This window comes from Pseudomonas protegens CHA0 (assembly GCF_000397205.1).
Classification (GTDB): Bacteria; Pseudomonadota; Gammaproteobacteria; order Pseudomonadales; family Pseudomonadaceae; genus Aquipseudomonas; species Aquipseudomonas protegens.
Map to the genome: position 1 here is coordinate 5,404,583 of NC_021237.1, position 17,290 is coordinate 5,421,872.

General features: G+C 62.1%; 15 protein-coding genes. 7 read left to right on the forward strand and 8 right to left on the reverse strand.

The window, feature by feature from the left end:
- Positions 1 to 123: 123 nt before the first annotated feature.
- The 6 genes from PFLCHA0_RS23990 (at position 124) to PFLCHA0_RS24015 (ending at position 8,408) form a co-directional block, all read left to right on the forward strand.
- Positions 124 to 720, forward strand: a complete 597-nt coding sequence (locus tag PFLCHA0_RS23990) for a superoxide dismutase (RefSeq protein WP_011063080.1) — start codon at positions 124 to 126, stop codon at positions 718 to 720.
- 303 nt (positions 721 to 1,023) lie between these two features.
- Positions 1,024 to 3,075 carry a putative bifunctional diguanylate cyclase/phosphodiesterase gene (locus tag PFLCHA0_RS23995; RefSeq protein WP_011063081.1) on the forward strand — a complete coding sequence of 684 codons (2,052 nt, stop codon included), beginning with the start codon at positions 1,024 to 1,026 and terminating at the stop codon, positions 3,073 to 3,075.
- Between the two features lie 162 nt (positions 3,076 to 3,237).
- Positions 3,238 to 4,578 carry an imelysin family protein gene (locus PFLCHA0_RS24000; RefSeq protein ID WP_011063082.1) on the forward strand — a complete coding sequence of 447 codons (1,341 nt, stop codon included), beginning with the start codon at positions 3,238 to 3,240 and terminating at the stop codon, positions 4,576 to 4,578.
- A gap of 200 nt (positions 4,579 to 4,778) precedes the next feature.
- Positions 4,779 to 6,200, forward strand: coding sequence for a di-heme oxidoreductase family protein (locus tag PFLCHA0_RS24005; RefSeq protein WP_015636802.1), 1,422 nt, complete (start codon positions 4,779 to 4,781; stop codon positions 6,198 to 6,200).
- A gap of 43 nt (positions 6,201 to 6,243) precedes the next feature.
- Positions 6,244 to 7,308 carry an imelysin family protein gene (locus PFLCHA0_RS24010; RefSeq protein WP_011063084.1) on the forward strand — a complete coding sequence of 355 codons (1,065 nt, stop codon included), beginning with the start codon at positions 6,244 to 6,246 and terminating at the stop codon, positions 7,306 to 7,308.
- Positions 7,309 to 7,310: 2 nt separating this feature from the next.
- A complete protein-coding gene (locus tag PFLCHA0_RS24015) occupies positions 7,311 to 8,408 on the forward strand; it encodes a DUF1513 domain-containing protein (protein ID WP_015636803.1) in 1,098 nt (365 codons plus the stop codon).
- 62 nt (positions 8,409 to 8,470) lie between these two features.
- On the opposite strand, the gene PFLCHA0_RS24020 is transcribed toward PFLCHA0_RS24015, so the two are convergent.
- The 5 genes from PFLCHA0_RS24020 to colR form a co-directional block, all read right to left on the reverse strand.
- A complete protein-coding gene (locus PFLCHA0_RS24020; protein ID WP_011063086.1) occupies positions 8,471 to 8,695 on the reverse strand; it encodes a hypothetical protein in 225 nt (74 codons plus the stop codon).
- A 2-nt stretch (positions 8,696 to 8,697) separates the two neighbouring features.
- Positions 8,698 to 9,411: a lipopolysaccharide kinase InaA family protein gene (locus tag PFLCHA0_RS24025; RefSeq protein ID WP_011063087.1), complete on the reverse strand. Its 714-nt coding sequence runs from the start codon at positions 9,409 to 9,411 to the stop codon at positions 8,698 to 8,700.
- 4 nt (positions 9,412 to 9,415) lie between these two features.
- The gene (locus PFLCHA0_RS24030; RefSeq protein ID WP_011063088.1) at positions 9,416 to 10,096 is read right to left on the reverse strand and encodes a class I SAM-dependent methyltransferase; all 681 of its coding nucleotides are present in this window, start codon (positions 10,094 to 10,096) and stop codon (positions 9,416 to 9,418) included.
- Between the two features lie 198 nt (positions 10,097 to 10,294).
- Positions 10,295 to 11,575 carry a sensor histidine kinase gene (locus PFLCHA0_RS24035; RefSeq protein ID WP_011063089.1) on the reverse strand — a complete coding sequence of 427 codons (1,281 nt, stop codon included), beginning with the start codon at positions 11,573 to 11,575 and terminating at the stop codon, positions 10,295 to 10,297.
- Complete coding sequence (gene colR, locus PFLCHA0_RS24040; protein ID WP_011063090.1) at positions 11,565 to 12,248, reverse strand: two-component system response regulator ColR; 684 nt, start codon at positions 12,246 to 12,248, stop codon at positions 11,565 to 11,567. Before colR ends, PFLCHA0_RS24035 begins: the two co-directional genes overlap by 11 nt.
- A 204-nt stretch (positions 12,249 to 12,452) precedes the next feature.
- On the opposite strand from colR, the gene PFLCHA0_RS24045 reads away from it, so the two are divergent.
- Positions 12,453 to 14,402, forward strand: a complete 1,950-nt coding sequence (locus tag PFLCHA0_RS24045) for an LTA synthase family protein (protein ID WP_015636805.1) — start codon at positions 12,453 to 12,455, stop codon at positions 14,400 to 14,402.
- 141 nt (positions 14,403 to 14,543) lie between these two features.
- Here PFLCHA0_RS24045 and groL read toward each other — a convergent pair whose 3' ends face one another.
- The 3 genes from groL to PFLCHA0_RS24060 form a co-directional block, all read right to left on the reverse strand.
- Positions 14,544 to 16,187, reverse strand: a complete 1,644-nt coding sequence (gene groL / locus PFLCHA0_RS24050) for a chaperonin GroEL (protein ID WP_011063092.1) — start codon at positions 16,185 to 16,187, stop codon at positions 14,544 to 14,546.
- 49 nt (positions 16,188 to 16,236) lie between these two features.
- Positions 16,237 to 16,530, reverse strand: coding sequence for a co-chaperone GroES (locus tag PFLCHA0_RS24055; RefSeq protein WP_011063093.1), 294 nt, complete (start codon positions 16,528 to 16,530; stop codon positions 16,237 to 16,239).
- A gap of 252 nt (positions 16,531 to 16,782) precedes the next feature.
- Entirely contained in the window at positions 16,783 to 17,259 is a 477-nt protein-coding gene (locus PFLCHA0_RS24060; RefSeq protein WP_011063094.1) for an FxsA family protein, read from the reverse strand.
- Between the last annotated feature and the right edge of the window lie 31 nt (positions 17,260 to 17,290).

A 17,290-nucleotide genomic window follows, 5' to 3' on the forward strand; every position in this document is an offset into this window, starting at 1 on the left:
GCCGCACCCCCGGTGCTATGATCCGAACCCTGCGCCGCAAAGAGTACAAACTCCCCGGCGCTTGTCTGGCCGCCCGTGATCGGCCTTGCGCTCACCGCAACTGACCTGATTAGGAGAATCATCATGGCTTTCGAATTGCCGCCGCTGCCCTATGCACACGACGCTCTGCAGCCGCACATTTCCAAGGAAACCCTGGAATACCACCACGACAAGCACCACAACACCTACGTCGTGAACCTGAACAACCTGGTGCCAGGCACCGAGTTCGAAGGCAAGACTCTGGAAGAGATCGTCAAAACCTCTTCGGGCGGCATCTTCAACAACGCAGCCCAGGTCTGGAACCACACTTTCTACTGGAACTGCCTGGCGCCAAACGCCGGCGGCCAACCTACCGGCGCCCTGGCTGAAGCCATCAACGCTGCGTTCGGTTCGTTCGACAAGTTCAAAGAAGAATTCACCAAGACTTCGGTTGGCACCTTCGGTTCCGGCTGGGGCTGGCTGGTGAAAAAGGCTGACGGTTCCCTGGCCCTGGCCAGCACCATCGGCGCCGGCAACCCGCTGACCAGCGGCGACACCCCGCTGCTGACCTGCGACGTCTGGGAACACGCCTACTACATCGACTACCGCAACGTTCGTCCAAAATACGTCGAAGCGTTCTGGAACCTGGTCAACTGGAAATTCGTGGCTGAGCAGTTCGAAGGCAAGAACTTCGTCGCTTAAGTCCGTTTGCAGTGTAAAAAACCCGGCCTGGCCGGGTTTTTTTTGCCTGTGGCAAAGCCGGGATCTTGTCCCGCCCACCTGAAGCGCTAAGATTCATGGCAGGTAAAAAACAACGCCGCCCCTCAAGTTGCAAGGCGTCGCTACCGACACACTATCCACAGCACGAGCAATCCTGATTCTGATCACCCGGGCCTGGCCCGCAGACATCCTGTTCTCGGCACTAATGTCACTTTGACGGCCATCACGGGATTGCCAATACTCATGGCAACTTGACGCTACACGCACGGAACAAGGAATAGCCCTTTGAAGCTGGAACTCAAAAACAGCTTGTCGGTGAAGTTGCTCCGGGTTGTGCTGCTGTCGGCACTCATAGTGGGCGTGGTCCTGAGCTGCGCCCAGATCGTCTTCGATGCCTACAAGACTCGGCAGGCGGTAGCTAGCGATGCCCAGCGCATTCTCGACATGTTTCGCGACCCATCGACACAGGCGGTCTACAGCCTGGACCGGGAAATGGGCATGCAAGTCATTGAAGGCCTGTTCCAGGATGACGCTGTGCGCATGGCCTCCATTGGCCACCCGAACGAGACCATGCTCGCGGAGAAATCCCGCGACCTGCAGAAATCCTCCAGCCGCTGGCTGACCGACCTGATCCTCGGTCAGGAACGCACCTTCACTACGCAATTGGTGGGCCGTGGCCCCTACAGCGAATATTACGGCGACCTGAGCATCACCCTCGACACCGCCACTTATGGCCAGGGCTTCATCGTCAGTTCGGTGATCATCTTCATTTCCGGAGTCCTGCGGGCCCTGGCCATGGGCCTGGTGCTGTACCTGGTCTATCACTGGCTGCTGACCAAGCCGCTGTCGCGAATCATCGAGCACCTGACCACCATCAACCCCGACCGCCCCAGCGAACACCAGTTGCCCCTGCTCAAGGGCCACGAGAAGAACGAGCTGGGGATCTGGATCAATACCGCCAACCAGTTGCTGGCCTCCATCGAACGCAACACCCACTTGCGTCACGAGGCGGAAAACAGCCTGTTGCGCATGGCCCAGTACGACTTCCTCACCGGCTTGCCAAACCGCCAGCAGTTGCAACAGCAACTGGACAAGATCCTGGTGGACGCCGGGCGCCTGCAACGCCGGGTGGCGGTGCTCTGTGTCGGCCTGGATGATTTCAAGGGCATCAACGAACAGTTCAGCTACCAGACCGGCGACCAGCTGTTGCTGGCCCTGGCCGACCGCCTGCGCGGCCACAGCGGCCGGCTTGGCGCCCTGGCGCGCCTGGGGGGCGATCAGTTCGCCCTGGTCCAGGCCGATATCGAACAGCCTTACGAAGCTGCGGAACTGGCCCAGAGCATCCTCGATGACCTTGAGGCCACCTTCGCCCTGGATCACCAGGAAATCCGCCTGCGTGCCACCATCGGTATCACCCTGTTCCCGGAAGACGGCGACAGCACGGAAAAGCTCCTGCAAAAAGCCGAACAGACCATGACCCTGGCCAAGACCCGGTCACGCAATCGGTATCAGTTCTATATCGCCAGCGTCGACAGCGAGATGCGTCGCCGCCGCGAGCTGGAAAAAGACCTGCGCGAGGCCCTGGCCCGGGATCAGTTCTTCCTCGTCTACCAACCGCAGATCAGCTATCGCGACCACCGTGTGGTGGGCGTCGAAGCGCTGATCCGCTGGCAGCACCCCGAACATGGCCTGGTGCCGCCAGACCTGTTCATTCCCCTGGCGGAACAGAACGGCACCATCATCGCCATCGGCGAATGGGTGCTGGACCAGGCCTGCCGCCAGCTGCGGGAATGGCACGACATGGGTTTCAGCGACCTGCGCATGGCGGTCAACCTGTCCACCGTGCAACTGCACCACGCCGAGTTGCCACGGGTGGTCAACAATCTGTTGCAGATCTACCGCCTGCCGCCCCGCAGCCTGGAGCTGGAAGTCACCGAAACCGGCCTGATGGAAGACATCAGCACCGCCGCCCAGCACCTGCTGAGCCTGCGTCGCTCCGGCGCCCTGATTGCCATCGACGACTTCGGCACTGGCTACTCGTCCCTGAGCTACCTCAAGAGCCTGCCCCTGGACAAGATCAAGATCGACAAGAGCTTCGTCCAGGACCTGCTGGATGACGACGACGATGCCACCATCGTGCGCGCGATCATCCAGCTGGGTAAGAGCCTGGGCATGCAGGTGATCGCCGAGGGCGTGGAAACTGCCGAGCAGGAGGCCTACATCATCTCCGAAGGCTGCCACGAAGGTCAGGGCTACCACTACAGCAAACCCCTGCCCGCCCGGGAGCTGGGGGCCTACCTGAAACAGGCCCAGCGCAGCAATGCGGCAATCCTCTGAGCCAGGCACGGCGCTGGCGAACCTGACCCAGCGCAATCCCCTGTTGAATAAGAAATATTTCCAGGCACAACCCTTTACACATAATGCAAATCTTTCGCATTATGTCGCAGCTTTTGCGCGCCCCCGCGCCGTCCACTCCCCTCTCGAAGCAGGATGTTCGCCATGATTCGTATGCCTCTGGCTACCGCCAGTCTGTTGGCCATCGCAATTTCCCTCGCCGGCTGCGGCGAAGGCAAAGACGACAAGGCTGCCGCCCAAGCGCCGACCCCGGCCACCAGCACTGCCACCCCAGCGGCCGATGCAGCCGGCAAGGTCGACGAAGCGGCTGCCAAGGCCGTGGTCGCGCATTACGCTGACATGGTCTTCGCCGTATACAGCGACTCCGAATCCACCGCGAAAACCCTGCAGACCGCCATCGATGCCTTCCTCGCCAAGCCCAACGACGACACCCTGAAAGCCGCCAAGGCTGCCTGGGTCGCCGCTCGCGTGCCTTACCTGCAGAGCGAAGTGTTCCGCTTCGGCAACACCATCATCGATGACTGGGAAGGTCAGGTGAACGCCTGGCCCCTGGACGAAGGCCTGATCGACTACGTCGACAAGAGCTACGAGCACGCACTGGGCAACCCGGGTGCCACCGCCAACATCATCGCCAACACCGAGATCCAGGTCGGCGAAGACAAGGTCGACGTGAAAGACATCACCCCGGAAAAACTCGCCAGCCTGAACGAGCTGGGCGGTGCCGAGGCCAACGTCGCCACCGGCTACCACGCCATCGAATTCCTGCTCTGGGGCCAGGACCTCAACGGCACCGGCCCTGGCGCCGGCGCCCGCCCTGCTTCGGACTACCTGGAAGGTGCCGGTGCCACCGGCGGCCATAACGATCGTCGTCGTGCCTACCTGAAGGCCGTGACCCAACTGCTGGTCAACGACCTGGAAGAAATGGTCGGCAACTGGAAGCCGGACGTGGCCGACAACTACCGCGCCACCCTGGAAGCCGAGCCGGCCGAGACCGGCCTGCGCAAGATGCTGTTCGGCATGGGCAGCCTGTCCCTGGGTGAACTGGCCGGCGAGCGGATGAAGGTTTCCCTGGAAGCCAACTCCCCTGAAGACGAGCAGGACTGCTTCAGCGACAACACCCACAACTCGCACTTCTACGACGCCAAGGGCATCCGCAACGTCTACCTGGGCGAGTACACCCGTACCGACGGCACCAAGATGAGCGGCGCCAGCCTGTCGTCCCTGGTGGCCAAGGCCGACCCGGCCGCCGACGCGGCCCTGAAAGCCGACCTGGCGGCCACCGAAGCCAAGATCCAGGTCATGGTCGACCACGCCAACAAGGGCGAGCACTACGACCAGCTGATTGCGGCGGGCAACGAGTCCGGCAACCAGATCGTGCGTGACGCCATCGCCGCCCTGGTCAAGCAGACCGGCTCGATCGAGCAGGCCGCCGGCAAGCTGGGCATCAGCGACCTGAACCCGGACAACGCCGATCACGAATTCTGATCCGCATTGCGCCAGGCAGAAAGGCGACCCTCGGGTCGCCTTTTTTGTGCCCGCCGCAGCCGTTTGCACAGCCTGCAACATCGTTGCCTGCGCCCCGTCCAGCTTGTCCTGGGTCAAACCAAACGATAATTCCTCTTATTCAATCCAGGCCGCCCTGTTAGACTTTGCGCCCTTGTTTTGCTCGTCTTGCAGGATGTCCGATGCCCTCGTTGCCGCTTCGCTGGTCCGCTCTGTTCATGGCCCTGAGCCTGAGTGCCTGCGATGACGCGCCGCGCTTTACCCAGGCCGAACCTGGAGAAGCCCGGGCGGGCGGCGCGACCACGGTCAACAAGAGCGATCGCAATGCCTTCTCCCTGCCGTCGGCCAACCTGCCACCCACCCGACGCCTGGACTTCAGCGTCGGCAACAGTTTCTTCCGCAGCCCCTGGGTCATCGCCCCCTCCACCACCACCGCCCGCGACGGCCTCGGCCCGTTGTTCAACACCAACGCCTGCCAGAACTGCCACATCAAGGACGGGCGCGGCCATCCCCCGGCGCCGGATGCGCTGAACGCGGTGTCAATGCTGGTGCGCCTGTCGATCCCCGACGATCCGGCCTTTGCCAGGCTCATCGAACAGGCAGGTATCGTTCCGGAGCCGGTGTACGGCGGCCAGTTGCAGGACATGGCCATTCCCGGGGTCGCTCCCGAAGGCCGGGTACGGGTGGACTACAATCCCCTGCCGGTACGCTTCCAGGACGGCACCCAAGTGGAGCTGCGCAAACCCAAGCTGCAGATCACCGACCTGGGCTACGGGCCTATGCACCCGGACACGCGTTTTTCCGCCCGGGTGGCGCCACCGATGATCGGCCTGGGGCTGCTGGAAGCCATTCCCGAAGAGGCGATCCTGGCCAATGCCAGGCCGGCGAATAAAAACGCCATCGCCGGCCGGCCCAACTGGGTCTGGGATGACGCCCTGCAAAAGACCGTACTCGGGCGTTTTGGCTGGAAAGCCGGGCAACCCAACCTCAATCAACAAAATGTTCACGCGTTTTCTGGTGATATGGGCCTGACCACCCGCCTGAGACCCTTCGATGACTGCACCGACGCGCAAACCGCCTGCAAGCAGGCCCCCAATGGCAACGGCCCGGATGGCGAGCCGGAGGTCAGCGACAACATCCTGCGCCTGGTGCTCTTCTATACCCGCAACCTGGCGGTGCCGGCACGTCGCGATGTCGACTCGCCCCAGGTCCTGGCCGGCAAGAACCTGTTCTTCCAGGCCGGCTGCCAGTCCTGCCATACCCCAAGTTTTACCACCGCGGCCGACGCCGCCGAACCCGAGCTGGCCAACCAGGTGATACGCCCCTACAGCGACCTGCTGCTGCATGACATGGGCGAAGGCCTGGCGGACCACCGCACGGAGTTCAAGGCCAGTGGCCGCGACTGGCGCACCGCGCCGCTGTGGGGCATCGGCCTTACCGAAACCGTCAGCGGCCACACCCAGTTCCTGCATGACGGCCGCGCCCGCAACCTGATGGAGGCGGTGCTCTGGCACGGCGGCGAAGCCGAAGGCGCGAAACAACAGGTCTTGACCTTCAATGCCCAGCAGCGCGCCGCGTTGCTGGCATTCCTGAATTCTCTATAACGCTCGACTCACACGTTTTCTCCACAATAAAGGGAGCCCGAACATGTTCCGCCCCAAACTGCTGTTCACCAGCCTTGCCGCACTCGCCCTGGGCGCCTGCTCGCCCCAGGATCCACAAGCCGTGACCTCGGCGGCCATCGCCAAGCAGGTCATCCTGCCGACCTACAGTCGCTGGGTCGACGCCGACCGCCAGCTGGCCATTAGTGCCCTGGCCTTCTGTGAAGGCAAGGAAAGCCTGGACACCGCCCGGGCTGACTTCCTCCATGCGCAAAAAGCCTGGGCCGAGCTCCAGCCGTTGCTGATAGGCCCACTGGCCGAGGGCAACCGCTCCTGGCAGGTCCAGTTCTGGCCGGACAAGAAGAACCTGGTGGGCCGTCAGGTGGAGCAACTGGTCACCGCCAACCCGCAGATCGATGCCGCCGCCCTGGCCAAGTCCAGCGTCGTGGTGCAGGGGCTGTCGGCCTACGAATACATCCTCTTCGACAGCAAGATCGACATGGCAGACAGCGCGCAGAAAGCCCGCTACTGCCCGCTGCTGACTGCCATTGGTGAGCGCCAGAAACAACTGGCCGAAGAAATCCTGTCGAGCTGGAACACCAACGACGGCATGCTCGCGCAGATGAGCAAGTTCCCCAACCAGCGGTACGCCGATTCCCACGAGGCCATCGCCGACCTGCTGCGGGTCCAGGTCACGGCTCTGGATACCCTGAAGAAGAAGCTCGGCACGCCGATGGGCCGCCAGACCAAGGGCATCCCGCAGCCGTTCCAGGCCGATGCCTGGCGCAGCCAGTCGTCCCTGCAGGGCCTGGAAGCCAGCCTCAGCGCTGCCCAGACAGTCTGGGCCGGGGTCGACAACAAGGGCCTGCGCGGCCTGTTGCCTGCCGATCAGAAGCCTCTGGCCGACAAGATCGACGCCGCCTACGCCGCCTCGCTGAAACTCTTCGCCAGCACCCAGCGCTCGCTGACCGAAATGCTCAGTGACGACGCTGGCCGCCAGCAACTCAACGACCTGTATGACAGCCTCAACGTGGTCCACCGCCTGCATGAAGGCGAATTGGCCAAGGCGCTGGGGATCCAACTGGGCTTCAACGCCAACGACGGTGACTGATGATGCTGCGACGTCAGGCTTTGGCACTGGGCAGCCTGCTGCTCAGTGCGGTGACCTTGGGCGGCTGGACGCTGTTCAAGCAAAAGGGCAAGCAGCCCTTGCTGCTTTCGGCCAGGGACGATGGTGACGGCAAGCATTACGCCGTCGGTTATCAACTGGACGGTAAACAGGTGTTTGCCACCCAGGTCGGCCAACGTTGCCATGACATCATCAACCACCCGCAACTGCCCATCGCCCTGTTCGTGGCGCGGCGCCCGGGCACCGAAAGCTACCTGATCGACCTGCGCAACGGCGCGCTCCTGCAGACCCTGACCGCGCAACCGGACCGGCATTTCTACGGACATGCGGTGATCCACAAGAGCGGCGAATGGCTGTACGCCACCGAGAACGATACCCGGGACCCGGGCCGGGGCCTGCTGGGTGTCTACCGCTTCGAGGGTGAGCGCCTGGTGCACAGCGGCGAGCTGTCCACCCATGGCATCGGCCCCCACCAGGTGTCATGGATGCCCGACGGGGAAACCCTGGTGGTGGCCAACGGCGGTATCCGTACCGAAGCCGAAAGCCGGGTGGAGATGAACCTTGACGCCATGGAACCGAGCCTGGTCCTGATGCAGCGCGATGGCACGCTGCTGAGCAAGGAAACCCTGGCCCAGCAGATGAACAGCGTGCGCCACATGGGCATTGCCGGCGACGGCACCATAGTCACCGGCCAGCAGTTCATGGGCGCCGCCCACGAATCCTCGGAACTGTTGGCGATCAAGCGTCCCGGCCAGCCTTTCGCCCCCTTCCCGGTAGCCCAGGAACAATTGCAGGCCATGGGGCACTACACCGCCAGCGTGGCAGTGCACAGCGACCTGCGGCTGGTGGCCCTGACCGCTCCCCGGGGCAACCGCTTCTTTATCTGGGACCTGGACAGCGGTGCCGTGCGGGTCGACGCCCCGCTGCCCGATTGCGCCGGTGTCGGAGCGGTAGCCGATGGCTTCGTGGTGACCTCGGGACAAGGTCGCTGCCGCTTCTACGACTGCCGCCAGACGCAAATCGTGGCCAAGCCCCTGGACCTTCCAGCGGGCCTGTGGGACAACCACCTGCATCTGATCTGATCATTTCCGGGCAAACAAAAGGCCTCGCATTGCAAGGCCTTTTTCTAGGGGCTGAACAAGTTTCAACTCTGGGGTTTCAATCCTTGAGCCATGCCGAACATGAACAGCAACAGGTCATGATCGGGCTTGACCGCCACAGAGGCTTTGGCCACCCGCGGCAACAGGCAATGGGCGTCTCCCTGGGCGCTCAGGACCTGCGTGCGCGGCTGCTCCCAGGCAGCTACGGCCAAAGAAGCGACTGCCAAGGCTCCTGCCAGAAACAAACCTCGTGCAATTTCTAGCTTCATCGCTATAAACCTTTGATGGGGCTGCCAAACACCGTCTTGTAAAAGTAGTAGAGCTTTTGCCAGTCCGCGTCATTCCACGACGAATGGCGACGCAGTTGCTTGAGGTCATGGGCTGCGGCCCGGCGGCTGCTCAAGCGCTGGCGGCATTTCTCGAAATCCAGCAGTGCGACTCGCACCTGAGCCTGCTCGCCCTCGCCGTCCACCCGTACGAAAACGTGCTTGGCGTACAGGCAACCATGTTGCCAGCGCCCTTTGTGCATGCGCGCCAGGGTCGCAGCCACTGCCTGCAACAAACGATCATGAAAGGCTTCACCATGGCGCTCGCGCCCACCGGCGGCATACCAGTTGTCGACCTCCATGAAGCCCTCCAGCGCTGCGGTGACCAGCAACGCCTGCCATTGTCGCTCCGGGCCACGCCGGGCCCCGCAGAACACCAGTTCCGGGACCTCTACGTCCAGCAGGCGCAGGCCTTGCAGAGCCTCGCGCTCACGCAGGACCGTCGGTCGCCCGAAAGGGTGCAACCAACTGCGATGAATGTGCCCGATCTGCCGCTTGGCATAGAGCAGGCCGCCGCTACTGCTTTGAATGCGTTGGACGCCGCTCTCGCCGCCTCGACGCTGATTGGGTTCCTCGACCCATTCACCTTGTTTATTCCAGAAGTATTCGAAGCAATCTGTGGGCGCGGCATCCAGTTCCGAAGCACATTCAACAGCCATCCTCTTACCTCTTGCGTAATACGTAGACCCGCCACATGGCGTAGAGCGGAAAGAAGTCCAGGTGCTCCTGGACACGAAAGCCGGCTTGCCTGAATTCTTCTTCGACCGTGGCCGCCGGTAACACAAAACGATTCTGGTAACCCTCCTGCCCAACTTCAGCCTGGCGCTTGCGCTCCATGCGCTTGCGTTTCCAGGCCTTGAAGTTGCCATCGACCCACAACGAGATGATCACGCTGTCACGGCTGACCCGCTGAAACTCCCGTAGCAGCGCCATGCGGTGCTCCGCTTGGCCTATGTGGTGCAATAAACGCATGGAGAAAATGCAGTCCACGGCGTTGTCCGGCAAATCAATGGCAAACGCAGAGGTCTGCAAGGGCCGTACCCGTTTTACCACGTCGGCCGGCTGGGCCACCGTGGCGGTACTCAGCATAGCTGCTGAATTGTCAGCGCCAATGATCACTCGATTGGTTTTTTCTGCCAGCAGCGGCCAGAAACGACCGGCACCGCAGGGCAGGTCCAGTACCAGCCCGGGCTCTCCCGCCAGGGCCAGCGCAGTACGGGCCAATTGTTCGTCACGCTTGTGGGACAACTGCCGCGCCAGACCATCCTGGTGCTTGAGCAGGTATTCCTGGGCGTGTTGGGCATCGTATTTTTCGGAAAATTCCAGCTTGATCGGCGTAGCCATCATCAAAGTCTCCTGCAACTGATGGCGCCACCTTAAGCAGCGACGTGTCAGCGACAGGTCATCCCTTTGTGAAAACTTCGTACCGTCCAACGAGGAAATATTTCAGGGTTTTACAGGCTGAGGACAGTGGCCTGGGGCCACTTAAGAGGAAAAAACGACAAGTGACCGGCCCCGTAAAACAGGGCCGGGAAAGAACAATCAGGCCTTGGCCGAGTTCAGCTGAACGAAAAAACGACAGCCATTGGGCGTCATGGTAGTGAGGCTGACAGTCCAGCCCTGGTTCTCGCAGATCCGCTGCACCAGGGACAGCCCCAGCCCCAGGCCTTCCCCACGCTTTTCATCGCCCCGCACAAACGGCTGGAACATTGCCTCGCGCTTCTCCTCGGGAATGCCCACGCCGCTGTCCTCCACCACGAATCCATCGGGCACCAGGCTCAGGCGGATGAAACCCTGTTCGGTGTAGTGCAAGGCGTTGCGCAGCAGGTTGCCCATCACCGCATGCAGGAAGGTGGCGTTGTAGCGATTGTCACCTGGGGTTCCGGGCTCGAAGATCAGCTCGAGCCCCTTGGCCTCGATGGCTTCGCGCCAGATACCGGTCAAGTCACTGGCCGCCTGGCTCAGGCTCAGCTGCGGCGACATGCTGGCATCTTCACGCTGGGCTCGGGCCAGCATCAGGAAGGTCTGCACCAGCTCGCGCATCTCGTCGCAAGCGCGAGCGATGCGTTCGACCTGGGCTCGCCCACGGGGGTCCAGCCGTGGATTCTCCAGCAGCAGCTCGCAGGAGGTGGCCAGAACCATCAATGGCGTGCGCAGCTCATGACTGACGTCACTGGTGAACAGCCGCTCGCGGCTCAAGGCCTGGCGCAAGCGCCCCAGGGTTGCGTCAAAGGCGATGGCCAGTTCGCCGACCTCGTCCGCGGCATAATCCGGCGCCAAGGGCGGGGCCAGCCCCAGCAACTGGTCCCGGTGACGTACCTGGCGGGCCAGGCGGACCACCGGCGCCATCACCCGGCGAGCCAGGATCCAGCCGAGAAACACCGCCAGCGCCAGGCTCAGGACAAAACCTACCAGCACCACGGCGAACAGCACTCGCTCGCGCTCTTCGAAATCGCTCTGGTCCTGCAGCAGCACATAGCGCCGACCGTCCACCACCTCGACCATGGCGTGATAGGACAACTCCTCGCGGAACACCTCGTGGAAACCCGGATCCAGATGGCGCAAATCCTTGGGCAGCTCGAAGTCGCCGCGCCCGCCACTGTAGTAGAACAACTGGTCGGGCTCGGGACGGTGGCTCCAGTCGCCGACGTTATCCATCAGCAACAGGCGTTGCAGGTCACCGCCCAGGCCTGCGGAGATGAGCTTCTCCTCCACCAGGTGCACCGTCGCCACGATACCCATGGCGAACGCCCCCGCCACCAGTGCGCTCATCAACGCAAAGGCGATGATGATGCGCTGGGCAAGGCTCTGCTTAAACTCCATCTCGGCCCTCGGCCAGGCGGTACCCGACACCGTGCACGGTGTGCAGCAGCGGCTTGGCGAACGGCTTGTCGATCACCTGGCGCAATTGGTGAACGTGGCTGCGCAGGCTGTCGCTGTCCGGGCAATCGTCGCCCCACAGGGCTTCTTCGAGGATCTCCCGACGCAGCACATGGGGGCTTTTCTGCATCAGCACCGCCAGCAGCTTGAGGCCCACGGGGTTGAGCTTGAGCAAGCGGCCTTCGCGGGTGACCTCCAGGGTATCGAGGTCGTAGCTCAGGTCGCCAACCTGCAGCGACCGACGGCCACCACCCTGGGAACGGCGCATCACCGCCTCGATACGCGCCGCCAGTTCCGAGAGAGCGAAGGGTTTGAGCAGGTAGTCATCCGCCCCGGACTTGAAGCCCTGAAGGCGGTCGTCGAGCTGGTCGCGGGCGGTGAGCATGATCACCGGAGTATCACGCCGGGCGTCTTCGCGCAGGCGCTTGCACAGGGTATAGCCATCGATTCCCGGCAGCATGATATCGAGCACGATCAGGTCGTAATGCTCAGTGGCCGCCAGGTGCAACCCGGACAGGCCATCCTGGGCGCAATCCACGGTATAGCCCTTGAGCCCCAGGTAGTCAGCCAGGTTGGCGAGAATATCGCGGTTGTCTTCAACCAGTAGAATTCGCATCGGCACTCTCTCCGTACAGGGTTACGGCCATCTTGGCTCGCGCAGCTTAAGGCCAAGTCCGGCTCGCCGCCAGCCTTGTCGGCCGGTGCCTGGCAGAGTTTTCCCGAGCCTGGGGGCTTAACAATATTTTCACCAGCGGTTCACAAGCTGACTACAGGGACAACCCCAGACTGCGGGCCATTTGCCCCCAAGGAACACCCTCTGATGGATCTTCTCAAGACAGCTCCGGCGCGTTTCGTGCTGCTGCTGACCAGCACCTGGCTGGCGATTTTCCTGCTGACCCGCGGCATTTTGCTGCTCACCCACCTCGACGAAGCCGGTAGCGGCTGGCTGCCGCTGTTTGGCGTCGGCCTGCTCTACGACCTGGGTTTCCTGGCCTATGCCGCCCTGCCCCTGGGCCTGTACCTGGTGCTCTGCCCACCCGCCCTGTGGCGTCGGCGCGGCCACCGCTGGCTGTTGCAGGGCCTGTTCAGCCTGAGCCTGTTCGCCATGCTGTTCACGGCCGTGGCGGAGTGGCTGTTCTGGGATGAATTCGGCGTGCGCTTCAACTTCATCGCCGTCGATTACCTGGTGTACTCCGACGAGGTTCTCAACAACATTCTCGAGTCCTACCCGATCGGCCTGTACATGAGCCTGCTGGCCCTGGCGGCAATCGCCCTGAGCCTGGCCCTGCGCAAGCCCCTGAAGGCTGCGCTGGATGCGCCCTTGCCGCCTCTGCGTGGCCGCCTGCTCAGTGCCCTCGGCCTGCTGCTGGTGGTCGGCGCCAGCCTGCAACTGCTCAGCCAGGACAGCCCGCGCAGCCAAGGCGGCAACGCCTATCAGAACGAACTGGCGAGCAACGGCCCCTATCAGTTCTTTGCCGCCTTTCGCAACAACGAGCTGGACTACCAGCAGTTCTATCGCAGCCTGCCCGCCGATGTGGTGGCCCGCCAGATGCGCGCCGAACTGAATGAACCCAATGCCCGCTTCATCGGCAAGGACCCGCTGGATATCCGGCGCGCCATCGACAACCCGGGGGCTCCACGCACCCCCAACATCGTCCTGGTGACCATAGAAAGCTTCAGCGCCAAATACATGGGCAGCAACGGCGACGACCGCAACCTGACCCCGAACCTGGATGCGTTGCGCGCACAGAGCCTGTACTTCAACAACTTCTACGCCACCGGCACCCGCACCGACCGCGGCCTGGAAGCCATCACCCTGGCGATTCCCCCCACCCCGGGGCGCTCCATCGTCAAGCGCATCGGTCGTGAAAGTGGTTTCGCCAGCCTTGGCCAGCAACTGCGGGCCGTGGGTTACGACAGTGTGTTTGTCTATGGCGGCCGAGGTTACTTCGACAACATGAATGCCTTCTTCAGCGGCAACGGCTACCGCGTGGTGGACCAGAGCAGCGTCGAGGAATCCGAGATCCACTTCAAGAACGCCTGGGGCATGGCCGACGAAGACCTTTACACCCAGACCCTGAAGCTGGCGGACGCCGACTACGCACAGCAGCGGCCCTTCCTGTTGCAACTGATGACCACCTCCAACCATCGCCCTTACACCTATCCCGATGGCCGGATCGACATCAAGTCCGGCAAGGGCCGGGACGGCGCGGTCAAATACACCGACTACGCCATTGGCGAGTTCCTCAAGGCCGCCCGCCAGAAGCCCTGGTTCGACAACACCATTTTCGTGTTTGTCGCCGACCACACCGCAGGCAGCGCGGGCAAGGAAGACCTGCCCATCAGCAACTATCAGATTCCGTTGTTCATCTATGCGCCCAAGCTGATTCCGGCGCGGGAGAATGCACAGCTGGCCAGCCAGATCGACCTGGCGCCAACCCTGCTGGGCCTGTTGAACCTGGACTACGAGTCGACCTTCTTCGGACGCAACCTGCTGCAGGACAACCCTCTGCCTCCCCGGGTGCTGGTGGGCAACTATCAGCACCTGGGCCTGTTCGACGGCCAGGACCTGGCGATTCTCAGCCCGCGCCAGGGGTTGCGCCGGCATGACCAGGCCCTGGGCGCCAGCCAGGAATCCCGGGTACCGGACAGCGATCCATTGATCCAGCGCGGCATCAGCTACTACCAGAGCGCCAGTTATGGCTTCAAGCAGCAATTGCTGGGCTGGAAGGCGCCGAAGGCAGCGGCGAATGAACTGAGCCAGCGCTGAAGTCGTTCGCGGGCAAGCCCGCTCCTGCAGAAGTGGAGCAGGCTTGCCCGCGAAGATCCAGGCGCCCCCCATATCCGGGGCATAAAAAAGCCCCGCCGGCTTTCACCGGCGGGGCTTTTTCAGTACAGGGGTAAGGCTGGCTTACATCATGCCGCCCATGCCACCCATGCCGCCCATGTCTGGCATGCCGCCAGCTGCAGGCTTGTCTTCCACGATTTCAGCAACAGCGGCTTCGGTGGTCAGGATCAGACCGCCGATGGACGAAGCTGCTTGCAGCGCGGAACGGGTTACCTTGGTTGGATCCAGGATGCCCATTTCGATCATGTCGCCGTATTCGCTGGTAGCAGCGTTGTAGCCGAAGTTGCCGGCACCCTGCTTGACCTTGTCCACGACAACGCTTGGCTCGTCACCGGAGTTGGCAACGATCTGGCGCAGTGGAGCTTCGATAGCGCGACGCAGTACAGCGATACCCACGTCCTGGTCGGCGTTGTCGCCTTTCAGGTCGTTGATGCCTTGCAGAGCACGGATCAGGGCTACGCCACCGCCAGGTACCACGCCTTCTTCAACGGCTGCACGGGTAGCGTGCAGGGCGTCTTCAACGCGGGCCTTCTTCTCTTTCATTTCAACTTCGGAACCAGCGCCAACCTTGATCACTGCAACGCCGCCGGACAGCTTGGCCAGACGCTCTTGCAGTTTTTCACGGTCGTAGTCGGACGAAGTGTCGGCGACTTGTTGACGGATCTGAGTCACACGAGCCTGGATGTCCGCTTCAACGCCAGCACCGTCGATGATGGTGGTGTTTTCTTTGGACAGGATCACGCGCTTGGCGTTACCCAGGTGCTCCAGGGTGGTGCTTTCCAGGCTCAGGCCGATCTCTTCGGAGATGACGGTACCGCCGGTCAGAACGGCGATGTCCTGCAGCATGGCCTTGCGACGGTCGCCGAAGCCAGGTGCCTTGACGGCAGCGACTTTGACGATGCCACGCATGTTGTTCACAACCAGAGTCGCCAGGGCTTCGCCTTCAACGTCTTCAGCCACGATCAGCAGTGGGCGGCCGGCTTTGGCAACGGCTTCCAGCACTGGCAGCATTTCGCGGATGTTGGAGATCTTCTTGTCCACCAGCAGGATCAGCGGGCCGTCGAGTTCGGCGACCATGGTGTCCGGCTTGTTGATGAAGTAAGGGGACAGGTAGCCGCGGTCGAATTGCATGCCTTCTACGACAGACAGTTCGTTTTCCAGGCCCGAGCCTTCTTCAACGGTGATCACGCCTTCTTTACCGACTTTTTCCATGGCTTCGGCAATGATGTCGCCGATGGAGTTGTCGGAGTTGGCGGAGATGGTGCCGACCTGAGCGATGGCCTTGGAGTCAGCGCATGGCTTGGACAGACCCTTCAGTTCTTTGACGATGGCGATGGTCGCCTTGTCGATACCGCGTTTCAGGTCCATCGGGTTCATGCCGGCAGCGACGGCTTTCAGGCCTTCGTTGACGATCGACTGAGCCAGAACGGTAGCGGTGGTGGTGCCGTCGCCAGCGTCATCGTTGGCACGGGAGGCAACGTCTTTGACCAGCTGCGCGCCCATGTTTTCGAAGCGATCTTTCAGCTCGATTTCTTTGGCAACGGAAACGCCGTCCTTGGTGATGGTCGGAGCGCCGAAGCTCTTCTCGATGATCACGTTACGGCCTTTCGGGCCCAGGGTCGCTTTTACTGCGTCAGCCAGAACGTTGACACCAGTGAGCATTTTCTTGCGGGCGGAATCGCCGAATTTAACTTCTTTAGCAGCCATGATCGATATTCCTTAAATACTGTGTAGTAGCGGGAAAATACGCGGGAAATCAGCCTTCGATAACAGCGAGAATCTCGTTCTCGGCCATTACCAGCAGATCTTCGCCATCGACTTTCACGGTGTTGCTGCCGGAGTACGGGCCAAACACCACTTTGTCACCCACTTTCACGGCCAGCGCACGTACTTCACCGTTGTCCAGCACACGGCCGGTACCTACAGCGACGATTTCGCCACGGTTAGGTTTTTCAGCAGCCGAACCAGGCAGAACGATACCGCCGGCAGTTTTCGATTCTTCTTCGCTGCGACGGATGACGACGCGGTCATGCAGAGGACGAAGCTTCATTGTCGATCTCTCCTAATTGTGGTTTTCAACGGCCGGTGTCGATACCGGCGGGTTAGCAAATCCGGCTTTGCCGGGTGCGGCTCGACAAGCGAGCCGCGGAAGTCTGTCTGGTGTCAGCACCAGAAACCTTGCGGTGACCGTTACATAAGGGCGCATAAGGTTATTACAAGGGCTGGCCGATGAAATTTTTTACATCGCTGGCGCCAAAACGAACACGGCACCCGAAGGTGCCGTGAGACGTGAGCTTCTGACTCAGGAGTCGCGGTGCTCGAATTCGCCTTCGATCACGTTGGGCTCGCGGCCCAGCGGCTGCTGGGGCGCAGGGCCGCCACGGGCGGCACGCATGTCGTCGGCAAAGGCGCGCTGGCGCAGGGCCTGCTCCTCGGCACGCTGGCGCATTTTATTGGCCAGCAGGCGACGGCTGATCGGCAATAGCATCAGCAGGCCGAACACATCGCTGATGAAACCCGGCAGGATCAGCAAACCACCACCCAGGGCCAGCATCAGGCCCTCGAGCATTTGCTGGGCCGGCAGCTCACCGCGATTGAGGCTTTCACGGGCACGCAGTGCCGTGGCCAGACCGGCCACGCGCAACACCAGCACACCGAGCATCGAACCGAGAATGATCAGCAGCAGCGCCGGGAAAAACCCGATGGCCGCGCTGACCTTGACGAAGACGAACAGCTCGAGCACCGGGAAAAGTAAAAAGAGCAACAGAAAAGGGCGCATCAAATGGTTTCCTCTGCGGAAGAATGCCTTC